Here is a 14553-nt window from a genome sequence, read left to right on the forward strand (position 1 = left end):
CCATATGTCAGGGGCGACGCAGGGGCGACCCCGCTTAGACTCAGGGAGTCCGTCGATAAGTTAGTAATGCATGTCGCACCTATTGCCGCACGTCGGAGCAGTACGCCATTAGTTTCGCAAAGGGCCAACGATACCGACCTCCTAATGAATTGTCCGTCCGAGCGAGTCGCCGGCAGCTACTCCGTCGTGCTTACAGCGACGACCGGACGAGCTCGGCTACCACTGGATATGCGGGAGACGAAAAGGAGCCGCGGCCCTGGTGGCTTTGCTTAGGCTGCGGCCGCATTCGTCCCCTGGCGGCACAAGGGAAGCATCATTGCTCCAGACATGTAGCCAACCCGTTCGCATTTACTGCTTCAGGGCACGAACTGTCTCCACTTTGACGAAGGAAGCTGGCTGAGTCATGAGCGCCGCATCCATCCATATGGTTCTGCACGACCTTGCTCAGGCGGATCATGCGCGTGCTGCGTTGATCCACGGCGGTGAGGTCGTCAGTCGGGGTCAGCTCGATGCCTGGTCCGACGCTGTCGCCGACTGGCTGGCAGCGGAGGGGGTTCGAGCTGGCAGCATCGTGCCCCTTCAGCTGGAGACATCACCGGCACTGATTGCCACAGCCCTCGGTGTGCTGAAGCTCGGCGCCGCTTACGCGGTCATGGATCTGGAGTGGAACGCGCGACGCCTGCGGCGGATCGACGAGATTCTCGGCGGCGCCCTCGCGGTCGCCGCGCCGGGCCGATCCAGCGGCTGCTTCGAACGTGAGGTCGAGTTGCCCGACTTCGACCCGCCCGCTGGGGACTCTGCCGAGCGCGCCTGGAAGTCGATCCCCGTTTCGGGCACCGACATCGCAACGGTCTTCTTCACCTCGGGCAGCACCGGCGAGCCGAAGGCGGTGCTCTCGACGCACGTCGCGACCCTGCGGATGTTCACCGGGGAGGGCATCGCATCCATCGACAGCGAGACCGTGCTGGCGCACCTGGGCTCCTCGAACTGGGACGCGTTTCCGTTTGAGGTCTGGGGCCCACTCCTGCGCGGCGGCGCCTCCTTGCTCCGGAAGCATCGGGCACTCACGCCCGACGAGCTACGTCACGAGATCTCGCACAACGGCCTCAACACCCTCTTCGTCACCTCTTCGCTGTTCAACGTTCTGGTCGACGAGGACGTGTCCGCATTCGAAGGCCTACGCGTGGCCATGGCCGGCGGCGAAGCCCTCTCCCCCGCGCACGTTGCGCGCTTCCTGGCCGCCCATCCGGACATTCCCTTCATCAACGGGTACGGCCCCGCCGAGTCGACGTGCATCGCTCTGATGCACCGAGTGACAGTCGACGACACCCACGACGCCATCCCCCTCGGTTATCCGATACCCCGCACCGGCGTACACGTGCTGGACGGTGAACGCGAGTGCGGCCCAGACGAGATCGGCGAGCTGTGCATCTCGGGCGACGGAGTGTCTCCTGGATACCTCGATGACGAGGCGTTGACCGCGACCAAGTTCACCGAGGTGCTCATCGGTGGCCGACGTCTGCGGGTGTACCGCACCGGGGACTACGGCAGCAGGACCACCGATGGCTTGTTCACGTTCGAGGGGCGCCGCGATCGCGAGCTGAAGATCCGTGGACACCGGATCGACGCGCACCAGATCGAGCGGACGGCAGCCACTTTCGATGGAGTCGCGCAATGCGCCGTGGTCCCGCTGCTCGGCCTCTCCGGCCGACCGGAGTCACTCGCCCTCGCCGTGGTCTCGGCCAGCGACCACTTCGACGAGGAGAGCCTGCGGACTGCGCTGGTGGCCGACCTGCCTCCGGGGTGGGCTCCGGAGGCCGTCGTCCGACTGGCGGCGTTGCCGCTGACCAGCAACGCGAAGCTCGACACGGTCGCGCTGCAATCCGCCATCGCAGAGCTGACCTCAGCTCGCGCACAGGCCAACTCCAGCGACCCGATCGAGTCTGCGTTCAGCCGGGTTCTCGGTGGCGCACTGGTGGATCCCGACGCCTCGCTGTTCGACCTGGGCGGCACATCGCTGGGCGCGGTTCGCCTGTGCACGGCCCTGAGCAGGGTGACCGGTCTCAGCATTCCCGTGTCGGTTGTGCGCGGCCACCCCTCGGTCAACGAGATGCGCGACTGGATCGCCAAGCAGTCCGGGGCGACGCCGGGCGGGGCGAACGGGACCGACGCAGCGGACAGTGCGGACCGGGCGGACGCAACCGCGCCGTCACCGCTGACCGGGATGCAATCCGGATTTCTCCTGCCGCACCTCGACGGCAACGACACGCACAATCACCTCTACTTGGCCTGGCGCATCGCGGGCGCGCTCGACACCGACCATCTCGTGAAGGCGCTGCACGACGTCCACCACCGCCACCTGTACCTCCAGGGCCGTTACGACTTCGAGGACCTGGCTACGTGGAATCGTTCCGGCCGCCCGGTCTCGGTCGAGCACATGGAGGCCCCGGACGAGGAGACGGCCCTACCGCAGGTGAAGGCACTACTCGACAGGACCTTCTCCCTGTTCGAGGGAGAAGTCTGGCGCGCGGTGCTCTGCAAGCTCGAGGAGCCCGAGGGGTGGATCTTCGGGATGTCCGTTCACCACATCGCGTTCGACGGGTGGTCTAAGCGGATCTTCGTGGATGATCTGGCTGAGGCGTACCGCGCGCGTGGTGAGGGGCGGGAGCCACGGTTCGCGCATCCGGTGGCCGCACCATCTGAGATATACGCGGAGATGGAGCGGATCCGGGACTCGGCGGATCTCGCGGCGCAACGGGAGCACTGGGCGGAGGAACTGGCTGAGCTTCCGGTCGGCCCGGCGCCGTGGGTCACGCCCACAGAGTGCACGGAAGCCGGCGTGACGAAGATTGACGTGCCTCTGCTGCCCGAGCAGACGGACTTCCTGAGTAGGCACTCCATCGGCGGTGGCCTTCTCCCACTCTTCATCGCCGCGCTTGGCGGAGCGCTGTCCGAGGTCACCGGTGCCGAGGACGTCATGATCGGTATCCCGGTGAACCAACGTTCCACCCCGGTTCTGCAGGACACCATCGCCTGCCTGATCGACATGATCGGTGTCAGACTGCGGAAAACCACAGCTGACGATGCCGCAGCCCGCGCCGAGAGCGCAGTTCTCGCTGCCCTGCGCAACAGCAACCTGTCCATCGCCGAGGTGGCCCGGGCCGCCGGGCTGGCAGGGCAGCAGTTGTACCACGTCATCGGCGCGGTGCAGGACTCGCCCAGCGCTGAGCTCCAGCTCGACGGCTGCGCGGTGCACGGGATCGAGCTGCCGTACATCCGCCTCCAGGCTCCACTGCTCGTCGAACTGCTCGCGGACGACGGCATCGCGTCGACGGTGCGGGTCACCTACGAGACCGCGCTGGTGACCGAGACCACGGCCCGGAGCGTCAGCGCGCGTCTGGTCTCCCGGCTCACGCAGGAGAGTGGCAGCCGAAGCGGAAGCGGATGGCCGGGTGGAACGCGAATGCCCGATGTCCGCAACCGCCCCGACGCTGTCGCATCAGCAAGCGGGCATCGAATACCTCCTCGGTAATGACAGTCAAAGGAGCCGCCAAGTATGAAGACCGAATACCAGCATGTCTCGGACCGCACCGCCGCACTCACGGAGATCTGGCGCGAGGTCCTTGGGAGGGAAGACGTCGACGAGACCTCGGACCTCGTCGAGAACGGCAGCACGTCCCTACAGCTGCTTCAGATCGTCGGCAAGATCTACGACGTCCTCGGTGTCGACGTCCGGCTGCGCGACCTCTTCACGCACGCCTCGCCGCAGACGCTGTCGGCATTCATCGACAGCTCCCAGGCTTAGCTTGGTGTTCCACCTCGGGTGTCACTCGACCTGCTCATCCTCGGTCCTTCCCCGGAACTGCCAAGACGGCCGCTCTCCACGCGTGGAGATGTCGAGAGTAACGACGTCCGAGCAAATCGGCCGCCGTGCATGAATCTCCCAGTCACCGGGTGCGTCGGCGCGGCGGTTCCACAGTGATGATCAGGTGAATGTGCTGGTGACGGACGCATCGAAGCTCCGATCGACGGGGTGACCTCGACAAGTGAAGCTCCCGCCTGAGCCTGGACAGCGGGCACCAGCAGCGAAAGGAACTCCCCCATGCCCCAGAGCGAACGCCCTGTGGTTCTCGCGCTCGACTATCCCGGATACCGCAAAGAGGCCCGGATCGACGAACTGGCCCTGGAGCGGCACGGGGTGCGAGTCCACGACCTGCTGCCCTCCCCCCTGCCAAGGGCGGTGAGTGGCGCGGCGTACGCGGCCCGCCTGTTGGCGAACGTGCCGGCCGGGACGGGCCCGATCGCGGCGGTCGCCGCCTACTGTGCCTCCGCGCCGCTTGCCTTCGAGGTGGCCGCCGCCCTGGGTGGAGAGCCACCGGTGATCATGCTGTTCGACCCCCAGGTCGCGTCGCTGGAATCAATCAGGGCGGAATACCGCGCGCGGCTCGCCGAACTCGGCGTCCAGCTGGACGAACAGGAGGTGAGCGAGCGCGTCGACGCCGACACACTGGCCGCGGACCCGGAGCGCTTCGTCGCCGACCTCACCGACGAACTGGCCCGCCATGCCTTTGCGGCGCTGCGGGCGGCAGGCGCCACCGAGTCGGAGATCGCGGCAAGCGCCACGCAGATGGTCAGTGCGTACACGGACTGGTTCAGCCACCTGGTAGCGGCCCACCACGCCCGTACTCCGACCTGGGAGGGACATGTGCTGCGCGTTGACTCCGCGGACGCCGACCCGGCGGGTTACGCCTGCACTGCCCGGCACCAGCGCGCACTGCGCCTGAGCTGCGACCGGTTTGAACTGCTGAGGGCCGATGAGACGCGGGTCGCGGTCCTCGAGGCGCTGGGCCGTCCGCTTGAGTCTGGCACGAGGGAGAGGCTAGAGAGTTGCCCAGCCGAGTAGTTGAGTTGATCGCCTCCCAGGCACAACGCCGCCCTCTGGCGGCCGCCATGGTCGCACCCGACGGCAGGCTCGACTATGCCGAACTCGACCGCAGGTCAGCCGACTTGGCCGGTCGCCTGAGGCGACACGGGGTACGCCCCGGCGATGTCGTGCTTGTCCAGGCTTGCCGCGGCATCGCACTCGGCGTAGCTGTCCTTGCAGTACTCCGGGCCGGCGGCGCCTTCTGCGTGGTGGATCCGGATTATCCGGCGGACCGCATCCAGCACATGTGGCAGCGTTGCGGTGCCCGGTTCGCGTTGGTCGAGCCGGGTCTGCGGCTCCCGGACGAGTCGGACGGGCCCATCGTGCTGCCGCTCCGGGAGGGCCCCGCTGCCAGCACTGCGCACGATGCCCCGGCACCTGGCCGAACGGAGCCGGGCGGCGAGGATCCCGCTTACGTGGTGTTCACGTCCGGGTCCACCGGAGGGCCCAAGGCGGTTTCCCTGCCGCACCGCTGTCTGGACAATCTGATCGAGTGGACGCTGGCCAGTACGTCCCCCGAGCCACTGCGCACGCTGATGTTCGCCCCGCTCGGCTTCGACATATTCGTCCAGGAGGTGTTCACAGCCTGGTGCAGTGGCGGCTGCCTGTACACACCGTCCGACGCCGAACGCGTTGACCTGCAGCGTGTGTGGGAGCTGTGCCGTGCGTGGGAGATCGAGCGGATCTTCCTGCCGCCCGTGGCGCTGCGTCGACTCGCGGAGCTGACCGTCGAGTTCGGCATAGTTCCTGGCGCGTTGCGCGAAGTGGCAGTCGCGGGAGAGGCGCTGCAGATCACGCCTGCCGTCCGGGAACTGTTCCGACGGCTGCCCGCGGCGCGTCTGCACAACCACTACGGCCCGGTGGAGACCCACGTCGCCCTCGCCCACACGCTCACCGGCCCGTCGTACTCCTGGCCCGACCTTCCCCCCATCGGGCGGCCGCTGTCCGGCATGACGGCCCATGTCATCCCGCAGGAGGAGGGCAGCGAGTTGTGGTTGGCAGGGGTCGGTCTCGCCCGCGAGTATGTGGGTGATCCCCAGCTGACGGACGCGCGGTTCCGCAGCGTACAGATCGAGGGACGGACCGTACGGGCGTACCGCACCGGTGACCTCGTGCGCGAGCGGCCCGACGGAGCCCTGGATTATCTGGGCCGGTCCGACGACCAGCTTAAGATCCGCGGATACCGGGTCGAGCCCGGTGACATCGAGGCAGCGCTGCTCCGCCACCCCGCGGTCCGGGAATGCGCCGTCGTGGCCTGGACGCCGCCCGACAGCGAGGAACGCAGGCTCGTTGCTCATGTAGTGCCTGAGCCGGGCTGCTCATTGGCGACCAGCGAACTACGCGCACATGCGGCGCAGTTGCTGCCGGACTACATGGTTCCCCACCACGTGGTCCACGCGTCCGAACTGCCGCTCTCCCCGCACGGAAAGATCGATCGCCGACGCCTGCCGGCCCCCGGCGACGCTCGTGACTACACCGGGTCACTGCCGGACCCCGGCGATCTGCAGTCGGCCGTCGCCGGCATCTTGTCGACGGTGCTCGGCGTTACCGACATACCACCCGACCGGCACTTCATGGACCTGGGCGGCACCTCGCTCTCCGCCGCGCTGGTTGTCACCCGCATCCATCAGCGCTTCCACGTCCAGGTGTCCGTGCAGGAGTTCCTGTCCGAGCCTACGGTGGAGTCGGTCACCGCACTGATCAGCGGACGAAGTGCCGCATGACTCCTCCGACCCCACACGACGGAGCGCGAACGCGCCGCCTGACTCCGCTCCTTCCACGACGCCCGCCAGGACACCCGCACGCTCGTGTGCTCTCCCCACCCAGGCGGCACCGTCCACACAGAACCGGCGAAGCGGCCAGCAGCCGTGCGGCCAGCAGCCGTGGGATCTCGTCCGCGAGCAGCGCGACGCTCTCGACGGCGCTCGGCACGGCAGTCCTGTCGCCCCGGGTACTGCACCGGCAGGATTCGGACCTTGGCGGCGAGCGCCAGCGGAGAGCGGGCAGTACTGGCCCGCACGGCCCGGCGGAACAGACCCGGCGGTGACGGACACCCGAGACGACGAACTCACCCGCGGCGGCGCGCCTGGCCCCAGCACACCACGGCGTCATTCCAAATCCGGGATTTCACCGCCGGCCCTGCTATTTGGACGGCTTTTCCGCCACTGATCGTGAAGGCGATATGCACCGGGTTCGCCCGGACGGCTCGATCGCCGACACAGACCGGAATGGGCATATGAAGCTGCTGCCGGCCTCCGCCCTGCTCCTGTTGTCTGTCAGGACGTCAGAGGCACCTGCGTCAGTAATCTGAACCAGATTCTCCATGCGGTCGGCAGGGGCCGTTGTCGCGGCCGAAAGGGACACATATGGCGGACAGGCTCCCGTTGCTGAGCACGCAACTCGGCTTCGCGCTGACGGCGGAACGCACCGGTCAGCGAGTCGCTATAAACAAACTCTTTCGTATGCCGCCCGCAGTCCTGTCAGCCGTCGACCTGAATCGGGTTCTACACTCGATCATGCTCAGGAATCCCACGCTGTCCTGTCGCATAGGGTTCTCCCGTGGCAAGGCGTATCAGGAGCGGTATTCCACCACCTATGACTTCGCCGAATCGCGGGCCGAGGACGAAGCGGGCGTCGTGCGACTTTCCATGACGGTGGTCGATGAATTCGAAGCCTCTCTGGACGGTGTCGCGATGGCGGCACGCCTCGTACGCTCACGCGACGCCGACTATCTGCTGCTGGTTTTCGACCACGCACTTGTCGACGGCCAGTCGCAGCTCATGATGATCCAACAGTTGGCTGCCCCGGGGTCTCCCGATGACGCGCAGTGGGAGCGCTTCGAGGCCGCTGTGCGGGACAGGGCCGAGTCCGAGAGCGCGGCGGCAGGCGGGCGCGGAACCGCCTTCTGGGCGGACCGCCTGAAGAACTTCCACGGAGAGCTCCCCCAGGGGGCGGCGCAGATGCCCTCTGAAATCATCGCCGGTCTCCCGGGCGTCGCCATCCCGAGTGCCGTCCGTGGCTCCCACTTCCCGTACGTCCTCTTCTCGCTCCACCGCGCTCTGCGCGACGTCACGGGGGGCGACGCAACCGTCATCGCTTACCCATGGGGACGGCGGAACGAGGCGTTCTCCGACGTCACCGGATGTTTCCTGAACACTGTCATCTCGATCGACCTGACCGGACCACGCAGCCCGCTCGAGGCGATGGACGACTTCCTCGACGACTGGTGTCTGGAGATCGACCACGCGGATGTGCCGTTCGGTTCGCTCGCACGGCTCGGATCCGACCTCCCCGGCTCGGTCGCGGGGACGCTCGTCTACGCGGGGATGTTCGTCTATGATGCCGCGACGGAGGGCAGCGTGAACGTCGCGGGGGTCGAGGCTGTCGAGGTCTCGCCGCGGTTTGGCCACAACCAGCCAATGTCGCCGTTCACGGCCGCCGCGACGGTCCGCGAACACGAGATCGGGCTTGAACTCACGGTGGACGAGGGGACCGGCTACGGGGTCCAGGACCTCGGTACCCGCTGGCGCCATCGGCTCAACGAAGTGTTCTCGCGCTTTCCCGCTCGGCAGTCCTGACGACCTGATCCGAGGAGCAGCAGCCGGGCGAGGCGGATGAGGGGCAACGCGTGGCGGATTCCGCTGCCGGTGATCTGGGAGCTGCGGCTGTGGGGGCTGCCCCTGGATGAGCCCGTGGGCGCGGAGTCCGCGTCGGTCGTCGCTGATCCCGCTGGACATGTCGCCCGCTGAACGTCCGAGGAGCGGCGCGAGGTGTTCGCGCGCAGAGTGCCGCTGCCGCGCCGGGTGGGCGGCGAGTCGCCGTGGTCCGCGCCGCCGCGTGGTCAGCCGTGCCCCGAGGACACCACCGAGATCAACTGATCGTCGGGCGGGCCGGGACACCGGCCCGCCCGCTAGTGCAGGGCGACAGCGAGATCCTTCTCGATCGTGCCGAGGGTGGCGCGGGGCACGACCAGCACCATGACCGCCAGCGCCGCGGCCATGCCGCCCGCGACGACCACCGCCATCGGTACGCTCCCCGTGCCGAACAGGCCGGCGAGGGGCGCCGAGAGCGCGCCGGTGCCGAACTGCACGGCCCCGAGCAGCGCCGCGGCCGTCCCGGCGGCCTCACTGTGCCGGCTCATGGCCAGCGCCGGAGCGTTCGGCAGGGCCAGGCCGGCGGCGGCCAGGACGAGCCACAGCGACGCGAGCAGGGTGCCCAGGCCACCGAAGCCGGTGACGGCGAACAGGACCAGCAGCAGCCCGGCGGCCGTTCCGGCGATCAGGGCGCTGATGAGGATCTGCTGCGGCGTGTAGCGGCGCAGCAGCCGGACGTTGAACTGGGTGGCCGCGATGAGGCCGACGGCGCCGGCCCCGAAGGCCAGACCGAACTGCTGCTCGTCGAGGCCGTACTGGTCCTGCAGGACGAACGACGACCCGGACACGTAGGCGAACAGGGACGCCATGGCCAGTCCGGCGACCAGCACCAGACCGACGAAGGCCCGGTCGTTGAGCAGCCCCCGGTAGTCGCGCATGGTCGCCGCCACCCCGCCGTGTCGGCGTCGCGCCACCGCAAGGGTCTCCGGCAGTCGCAGCGCGGCGACGACGATCAGCAGGGCGCCCAGCACCGCCAGTGCCGCGAAGACACCGCGCCACTCGGTCCACCGCAGTAGGGCGCTGCCCAGCGTCGGCGCGAGGATCGGCGCCAACCCCATCACCAGCATCAGGCGGGAGAAGATCCGCGCGAAGGATGCGCCGCTGAACAGGTCGCGCACGACGGCCGTGGCGACCACGGTGGCGGCCGCGACGCCGAGACCCTGCAGGACGCGCAGCACGCCGAGCACGGCGATGTTGGGCGCGAAGACGCACAGCACGGAGGCCACGATGTGTGCGGCCAGGCCGGCGAGCAGCGGCAGACGCCGCCCGACCACGTCGGACAGCGGCCCGATCAGCAACTGGCCGAGCGCGAGACCGAGCAGCGTGCCCGTCAACGTCAGCTGCACGGCCGTCTCGGTGGTCTGCAGGCCGGTCGTGATGGCGGGCAGTGCCGGCAGGTACATGTCGATGGTCAGTGGGCCGATCGCGATCAGCGCGCCGAGCACGAGGACGAGCTGGACCCGTTGACGGCCGGTCATCAGGTCACCGGCCAGAACCTCGGCGTCGGCGGTGTCGGACGGGGTCGTGTCCACCTGCTGCGTCATCAATCTCGGTCTCTCTGCGGGATGGTGGCGCGCCGTCAACGAGAGCGTGACGAGGCAGGGCTGCGACGAACGTGATTCTTCTGCTGACCAACGCGGCAGAGGCGGATGTGTATCCCCGGTGTGTGGGGAGTCACTACCGCTCAGAGGCATCGACAAACCCCCAAGACACCCCATGCGTCGGCTGCCACCTGCCCGCGGGCGTGATGACCGTCGCGATCACGGTGAAGTGGCGCAACGGTCTCTGGGTGCAGCACAACGGTTACGAGTACGCCCTGGTCCTGCTGATCCTGCCGGCGGCGCTGGCGCTCACCGGCCCCGGCCGCTGGTCCGTCGACGAGGTCTGGGGGCTGTTTCCCTGGGCCTGGTGGTGGACGGCCGCGGCTGTCGGGCTGGGCGTGGCCAGCGGGTTGGCGACCCGCGTGCTGCTCGCGCCGCCTAGCCTCGGTCCTGGACGATGAGGAACATCGGCGATTCGCACGGGAGTTGAGACTGCCATGGAGAAAGAGGCGAGCAGCCTGCGGAGCGCAGTCGCGTTCCCGGCCGACCGTGGCGACGCCGGACGCAGCGTTCAGGGCACCGGGCACGACCTCCTGGACGAGTGGATGCTGGTGGCGGAGGGCTTCAACGCCACGCACGAGGCCATCGTGAGCGAGGTTGCCGACCTCTTCGACCTGGGTGAGGGCCCCGCCGACGTGCTGCTGCGCCTGCTCATGGCCGACCAGCACCGGATGCCGATGCCCCGCCTGGCCCATGACGCGGGCATGTCCAGTGGCGGGTTCACCAAGCTCGCCGACCGTCTCTGCACGGCCGGGCTGGCCGGACGCGTGGCGTGCGAGGCCGACCGGCGGGTGACCTACCTCGAACTGACCGACAAGGGCGAGGAGACCGCCGAGTCGATCGCCCGGGTCGCGACCCAGTCTCTGCGCGAACGGGTGCTCAGCGCCATCGGGCCGGAGGGCTTCGGCGTGCTCACCGACACCATGCGCAGGCTGCGCGATGCCAACGACGACCAGGGAAAGGCTCGACGGACCACGAGCCGACGTACGCCCGAGGCACCGCCGGCCCGCTGATCGCCGGGCACGCCCCCGGCCGGCCGCGCCGAGTCCCGGTCAGCCCTTCAGGAGTTGCCGCGCCATGACGATCCGCTGCACCTGGTTGGTGCCCTCGTAGATCTGAGTGATCTTGGCGTCCCGCATCATCCGCTCGACCGGGTAGTCACGGGTGTAGCCGTAGCCGCCGAGCAGCTGCACCGCGTCGGTGGTGATCTCCATGGCGGCGTCGGACGCGAAGCACTTGGCCGCCGCGCCAAAGTAGGTCAGGTCGGCGTCACCGCGCTCGGACTTGCCGGCCGCCGCGTAGGTGAGCTGCCGGGCCGCCTCCAGCTTCATGCCCATGTCGGCGAGCATGAACTGGATGCCCTGAAACTCGGCGACTGCCTTGCCGAACTGCCGGCGCTCGGCCACGTACCCCTTGGCGTAGTCGAGCGCGCCCTGCGCGATCCCGACGGCCTGCGCGGCGATGGTGATCCGGGTGTGGTCCAGGGTCTTCATGGCGGTGGCGAAGCCGGTGCCCTCCGCGCCGATGATCCGGTCGGCCGGGATCCGCACGTTGTCCAGGTAGACCTCGCGGGTGGGCGAACCCTTGATGCCGAGCTTCTTCTCCGGGGCGCCGAAGCTCACCCCGGGGTCGGACTTCTCGACCACGAAGGCCGAGATGCCCCGGGACCGGGCGGCCGGGTCGGTGACGGCGAAGACGGTGTAGAACTCCGACACGCCGGCGTTGGTGATCCAGCGCTTCACCCCGTTGAGCACCCAGTGATCCCCGTCACGTACGGCCCGGGTGGTCATCGACGCGGCGTCGCTGCCCGCCTCCGGTTCGGAGAGGCAGTACGAGAACATGGCGTCGCCGGCCGCGACCGGCGTCAGGTAGCGGCGCTTGAGCTCCTCGGAACCGGACAACAGCAGCGGCATCGTGCCGAGCTTGTTCACCGCCGGGATCAGCGAGGAGGACGCACAGGCGCGAGCCACCTCCTCGATCACGATGGCGGTGGCCAGCGCGTCCGCGCCCGCGCCGCCGTACTCCTCGGGGATGTGCGGTGCGTGGAAGTCGGCCGCCCGCAGTGCGTCGTACGAAGCCTTGGGGAACTCTCCGGTCTCGTCGGCCTCGGCGGCGTGCGGGGCCACCTTCGCCGTGCAGACCTCACGGACCGCCTCCCGGATCGCCTCATGCTCCTCGGGCAACCGGTAGACGTCGAACGACTCGCCTGCGGCCATGTCGGCCCCTCCCCTTCACCGCTATCATGCGCAGTCTGTGATATCTCCCGACCGCCGACCGCGCAGACTGAAGACTAGCGACTGCAGTTCAGGTGATGTTACCGGCGCGTAGGCATGGGCATGACGGAGCACCCGCGCGGCTGGGCGATGATGGAAGACAGACAGTGAGCCACCCCTCCGGTGCCCGCCCAGGCGCCGCAGCAGAATGCGACGCGACGACGCGCCGCCAGTGCGAGCGGAGAAGACAGGCGTGACGATCCCCTACCCCACCATCCAGCCGACCCCCGCCATCGCCGCGGTGACGCCGCCCTCGGGCGCACCTCGGCCGCGGGTGACGTTCCTGGGGACCGGATACCTCGGTGCGACGTACGCCATCTGTTACGCCGAGCTGGGCTACGAGGTGCTCGGGTTCGACGTCGACGCCGACAAGATCGCGATGCTGAACGCCGGTCAGGTGCCGATCCACGAGCCCGGCCTGGACGAGCTGCTCAAGCGCAACCTCGCCGCCGGTCGGCTGCGGTTCTCGACCGACATCGCGGAAACCGCCGATTTCGGTGACGTGCACTTCATCTGCGTCGGCACCCCGCAGCGGGCCGACGGGATGGGCGCCGACCTGTCGTACGTCGAGGCGTCGGTCACCAGCCTCGCGCAGCACCTGACCCGCAAGGCGCTGATCGTCGGCAAGTCCACCGTGCCGGTGGGCACCGCCGAGTGGGTGGAGCAGCTGGTCGGCAAGCACACCCCCGGCGACCTGGGCGTCGAGGTGGCCTGGAGCCCGGAGTTCCTCCAGGAGGGCTTCGCCGTCGACGACGTGCTGCGCCCCAACCGGATCGTGGTCGGCGTGAAGAGCGAGTGGGCCAACGGCATGCTCTACGCCGCGCACAAGGGCGTCTTCGACCTGGCCGCCACCGAGGACCGCGAGGTGCCCCTGGTGGTCACCGACTTCGCGACCGCCGAGCTGGTCAAGGTCGCCGCGAACGCCTTCCTCGCCACCAAGATCTCCTTCATCAACGCGATGGCCGAGGTCTGCGAGGCCTCCGGCGGCGACGTCACCCAGCTGGCCCGGGCCATCGGATACGACCCGCGCATCGGCAACCGGTTCCTCCAGGCCGGCCTCGGCTTCGGCGGCGCCTGCCTGCCCAAGGACATCCGCGCCTTCCAGGCTCGGGCCCAGGAGTTGGGTGCCGGCGAGGCGCTGCGGTTCCTGCACGAGGTCGACCTGATCAACCTGCGCCGCCGGACCCGGGTCCTCCAGCTCGCCGCGGACCTGCTCGGCCGCCGCTCCGGGCCGGCCGGTCCGGACTTCTCCGGCACCCGGATCGCCGTGCTCGGCGCCACCTTCAAGCCCAACACCGACGACGTCCGCGACGCCCCGGCGCTCGCCGTCGCCGCACTGCTGCAGAAGGCCGGCGCCGACGTGCACGTGTACGACCCGCAGGGCACCGAGAACGCCCGCCGCGCCGTACCCGAGCTGACCTACGAGACCGGCATCAACGAGGCCGTCGCCGACGCCGACCTGGTCTGCGTCCTCACCGAGTGGGCCGACTTCCGCAACGCCGACCCGGTCGCCCTGGGTGAGCTGGTCGCCGGACGCAAGGTCGTCGACGGCCGCAACTGCCTCGACTCGACACTGTGGACGCAGGCCGGCTGGGAGTACCGGGGCATGGGCCGTCCCTGACGGATCCGACGTTCACGGCCGGTCGCGGAGTCCCTCCGCGGCCGGCCGTTGTCGTTGTTTGCCCCGGACCCGCCGACAAGTGTCGAAAAACGCGCCAGTATTGGGCATGCTGCGACAGTGGGAGTCCACAGTGCGGGCGGAGGGGTGTCGTGGCGACCTTTCAGTGCTCCTCGTGCGGTCGGGAGATCAAGCCGGCCGTGCGCTGTCCGCACTGCGGTGCCGATCAGCCGCAGTGGGTCGAGCACCTGGCGGACATCGAGCGCTCGATCGCGGAGATGAAGGCGCGCGACGCCGCCATCGCCCGGGAGCAACGGCAGATCGCCGCCAAGATGCAGGCCGCGCTCTTCCAGCGGGACATCCTCGCGCACGCCGGTGAGGAACGGATCAAGCAGGCGACCCGGCCCCGCCGGGTGCTGCGTCGCCGCCCCGGCCGACGCCCACCGACCGCCACCACCGGCGCCCCGCCGCGGGTGCCCCGCCA

General features: G+C 68.9%; 12 protein-coding genes. 10 read left to right on the forward strand and 2 right to left on the reverse strand.

The genetic code is table 11. The features are described from left to right. The first annotated feature begins 403 nt into the window (after window positions 1-403). From F8271_RS09610 to F8271_RS33785, 6 genes are all read left to right on the forward strand, one after another. Window positions 404-3532: an AMP-binding protein gene (locus tag F8271_RS09610; RefSeq protein ID WP_151489345.1), complete on the forward strand. Its 3129-nt coding sequence runs from the start codon at window positions 404-406 to the stop codon at window positions 3530-3532. A gap of 24 nt (window positions 3533-3556) precedes the next feature. After that, window positions 3557-3805, forward strand: a complete 249-nt coding sequence (locus tag F8271_RS09615; RefSeq protein ID WP_151489346.1) for a phosphopantetheine-binding protein — start codon at window positions 3557-3559, stop codon at window positions 3803-3805. Window positions 3806-4102: 297 nt separating this feature from the next. Continuing rightward, window positions 4103-4903, forward strand: coding sequence for a hypothetical protein (locus tag F8271_RS09620; RefSeq protein WP_151489347.1), 801 nt, complete (start codon window positions 4103-4105; stop codon window positions 4901-4903). A gap of 5 nt (window positions 4904-4908) precedes the next feature. Next, window positions 4909-6648, forward strand: a complete 1740-nt coding sequence (locus tag F8271_RS09625) for a non-ribosomal peptide synthetase (RefSeq protein ID WP_151489348.1) — start codon at window positions 4909-4911, stop codon at window positions 6646-6648. A gap of 642 nt (window positions 6649-7290) precedes the next feature. Beyond that, entirely contained in the window at window positions 7291-8502 is a 1212-nt protein-coding gene (locus F8271_RS09630) for a hypothetical protein (RefSeq protein WP_225854339.1), read from the forward strand. Window positions 8503-8538: 36 nt separating this feature from the next. After that, on the forward strand, window positions 8539-8673 hold the full coding sequence (locus F8271_RS33785; RefSeq protein ID WP_255473665.1) for a hypothetical protein: 135 nt from the start codon (window positions 8539-8541) through the stop codon (window positions 8671-8673). Between the two features lie 161 nt (window positions 8674-8834). Here the strand turns inward: F8271_RS33785 and F8271_RS09635 are convergent, their stop codons facing one another. Further along, on the reverse strand, window positions 8835-10055 hold the full coding sequence (locus tag F8271_RS09635; protein ID WP_151489360.1) for a Bcr/CflA family efflux MFS transporter: 1221 nt from the start codon (window positions 10053-10055) through the stop codon (window positions 8835-8837). A gap of 269 nt (window positions 10056-10324) precedes the next feature. On the opposite strand from F8271_RS09635, the gene F8271_RS09640 reads away from it, so the two are divergent. Further along, the gene (locus F8271_RS09640; RefSeq protein WP_151489349.1) at window positions 10325-10579 is read left to right on the forward strand and encodes a hypothetical protein; all 255 of its coding nucleotides are present in this window, start codon (window positions 10325-10327) and stop codon (window positions 10577-10579) included. 36 nt (window positions 10580-10615) lie between these two features. After that, complete coding sequence (locus tag F8271_RS09645; protein WP_151489350.1) at window positions 10616-11191, forward strand: MarR family winged helix-turn-helix transcriptional regulator; 576 nt, start codon at window positions 10616-10618, stop codon at window positions 11189-11191. A 39-nt stretch (window positions 11192-11230) separates the two neighbouring features. Here the strand turns inward: F8271_RS09645 and F8271_RS09650 are convergent, their stop codons facing one another. Beyond that, on the reverse strand, window positions 11231-12394 hold the full coding sequence (locus tag F8271_RS09650; protein WP_151489351.1) for an acyl-CoA dehydrogenase family protein: 1164 nt from the start codon (window positions 12392-12394) through the stop codon (window positions 11231-11233). A gap of 250 nt (window positions 12395-12644) precedes the next feature. Here F8271_RS09650 and F8271_RS09655 point away from each other — a divergent pair, with 250 nt between their 5' ends. Together F8271_RS09655 and F8271_RS09660 are read left to right on the forward strand one after the other, a co-directional pair. Then, window positions 12645-14072, forward strand: a complete 1428-nt coding sequence (locus tag F8271_RS09655; protein WP_151489352.1) for a UDP-glucose/GDP-mannose dehydrogenase family protein — start codon at window positions 12645-12647, stop codon at window positions 14070-14072. Window positions 14073-14221: 149 nt separating this feature from the next. Then, window positions 14222-14553 (forward strand): hypothetical protein (locus F8271_RS09660; protein ID WP_151489353.1); only part of this gene is annotated, 332 nt, incomplete at its 3' end.

The sequence above is a fragment of the Micromonospora sp. ALFpr18c genome (assembly GCF_008868155.1).
Lineage (GTDB): Bacteria > Actinomycetota > Actinomycetes > Mycobacteriales > Micromonosporaceae > Micromonospora.

Coding starts and splice junctions, on each gene's coding strand:
- F8271_RS09630 (WP_225854339.1), top strand. CDS start 7,291: ATGGCGGACAGGCTCCCGTTGCTGAGCACGCAACTCGGCTTCGCGCTG.
- F8271_RS09635 (WP_151489360.1), bottom strand. CDS start 10,055: ATGACCGGCCGTCAACGGGTCCAGCTCGTCCTCGTGCTCGGCGCGCTG.
- F8271_RS09650 (WP_151489351.1), bottom strand. CDS start 12,394: ATGGCCGCAGGCGAGTCGTTCGACGTCTACCGGTTGCCCGAGGAGCAT.
- F8271_RS33785 (WP_255473665.1), top strand. CDS start 8,539: ATGAGGGGCAACGCGTGGCGGATTCCGCTGCCGGTGATCTGGGAGCTG.
- F8271_RS09640 (WP_151489349.1), top strand. CDS start 10,325: ATGACCGTCGCGATCACGGTGAAGTGGCGCAACGGTCTCTGGGTGCAG.
- F8271_RS09615 (WP_151489346.1), top strand. CDS start 3,557: ATGAAGACCGAATACCAGCATGTCTCGGACCGCACCGCCGCACTCACG.
- F8271_RS09610 (WP_151489345.1), top strand. CDS start 404: ATGAGCGCCGCATCCATCCATATGGTTCTGCACGACCTTGCTCAGGCG.
- F8271_RS09645 (WP_151489350.1), top strand. CDS start 10,616: ATGGAGAAAGAGGCGAGCAGCCTGCGGAGCGCAGTCGCGTTCCCGGCC.
- F8271_RS09620 (WP_151489347.1), top strand. CDS start 4,103: ATGCCCCAGAGCGAACGCCCTGTGGTTCTCGCGCTCGACTATCCCGGA.